Genomic DNA, 1922 nt, shown 5'->3' with positions numbered 1-1922 from the left:
ATGCCACCAGAACTTATCTGCTTCACCAGCTTGCCGTAGCGGTCAAAGATGTAAATCTTCGCATCAGCATTGAGCGCTGTATCCAGCCCGATGATATTCCACCTATCGTTGTAGCCGTCACCATTCGGGGTGAAGAACCTCGGGTAGTCAATTACCTTAACGTCCTCTATTACCAGGTCATCGCAACCCCCACTGTTCTTGTCCCTCACCGTAATCGTATAACCACCGGCTATGGCCCTTACATCAGTGAACACATTGCTGTCCTGCCATACCCCGCCAAGGCCCAGCTGGTACTCATAGTTGCCGTAGCCCACCACAGTAACCGTAATGGTCTGGCTGTCGCTGAAGGCGTTGCTAACGGTGTAGCCAATGCTGCCCGCAGCGATGGAGGCCTTACCCGACTTGATAACCTCAAAGGCTGCCGAAAGGTCCGACTCGCAGTTGCGGGGGCCAGGCCCAAAGGCCACTACCCGGTAGCTGCCTTCCCTCACCGCTCCGTGGCTGGCGCCCGTAGCGCCGGCTATGGCCACACCGTCAAGGTACCACTGGAAGGTATAACCCGGGGTATCAATGCCCGAGCTGAGTACCAGCGGCGCTACAGGGGTTGTTGACCCATAGTCAAAGCACAGCGCGTTGAGGCCGCCCTCGGTGCTGATCTCCGGCTCAGGGCGTATCTCCACAACTATGTCTATCGTGGCCAGGGCATAGCAACGGGTCGTCGTGCTTATGTTGGTCACACGTACCCAAACCGTGTCCGTAAGCGAATCATTGGTGTAGGCCGTAGGGTCGGCTATAGCGTTCACGCCCGCGTTGGCATCAGCCTCGCTGGTATAATACTTTATCTCATATTGCGCAGGATCCTGCGTGCCCAGCACTTGCGCTGCGGCCTGCGTAAGGTCAAAGGTCATAAAGCCATCGTTGGCGCCCTGGGTGTCACACACCTGGAACGGCGCGTTGGAAGGCTCATTGGCTATGGCGCTGCGCTCCACCAGCACCCTGAAGCTGCCGATGGCAAAGCATCCCGTGGCCGTGTTGTCCACACGTACCCACAACACATCCGAGAGCGGCGTGGTGTTGGTATACTGGTTCGCCAGTGCAGGGCTGCCCGCCTGGGCATTGGCCTGGCTGGCATAGTAGCGCACCGTGTAGCCCGAAGGGCCCTGGCTGCCCAGTACCGCAGCGTTGTGGCTGTTCAGCAGGAAGGTGTGTACACCGGTATAGTTCACCTGGCACTGGGCCAGAGGGGGGATAACACCCGCATTGCCCAGCACCGGTAGCGGGTTAAGCACCAGATTAAGGGTTACTACCTGGTAGCAAACCGGGTCAGACGGGTTATTCGTATTGGCCTCTACCCTTACATATATCGTGGCCGAACCGCTCGGGTACGAGGTGAAATTCGCTATCGCATTGGTGTCGTTGGCAGCGTCCTGAGCCGTAGTGTGGTAACTCAGCACTACCGTATTGTCATTATCCCTGATATCGGCCGCGGCTAAGCCCAGGTTGAAGTTCTCCGTGCCGTCCGAGCCTAAATCACACAACTCAAGGGCATCAGGGGTGGTATCCGGGCGCGGGAGGGGAAGTACCCTGATGGTAAGGGTCGTGTAGCTCCGGCAGCCTTCAGGGCTGGTAACCTTCACAAACAGTGTCTTCGGGTTGCCTCCAGGGCCCGAAGGGTTCTGCCATGCCTCAGGGTTGGCTATCGGGTTCTCGTTGTTCAAAGCCGACTGGCTCTCATAATACGTAACTATATATCCCTGGCCTACACCAAAAGGACCCAGTATCGCATCCTCACGGTCACGAAGGTTAAATACACGAACCCCGTCGTTCGGAAGCGCGTCATCACACAAGGTCAGTGGAGCCGGGGTCGTCAGCTGTAGCGGACGGCCTATCTCCAACTCAAAACTGGTGAGGTTGTAGCAGCC

1 protein-coding gene is annotated in these 1922 nt (G+C 57.4%); it reads right to left on the bottom strand.

Annotated elements, in window-relative coordinates; translation table 11 throughout:
- The coding region (locus CHU92_RS03760) for a T9SS type B sorting domain-containing protein (protein WP_129583001.1) at nucleotides 1-1922 on the bottom strand (1922 nt) is incomplete at both ends.

Origin of the sequence: Flavobacterium cyanobacteriorum, assembly GCF_002251835.1 — a bacterium.
Lineage (GTDB): Bacteria > Bacteroidota > Bacteroidia > Flavobacteriales > Flavobacteriaceae > Flavobacterium > Flavobacterium cyanobacteriorum.
The sequence above is the reverse complement of the archived record's forward strand: the minus strand, read 5'-3'. Positions and strand labels throughout refer to the sequence as shown.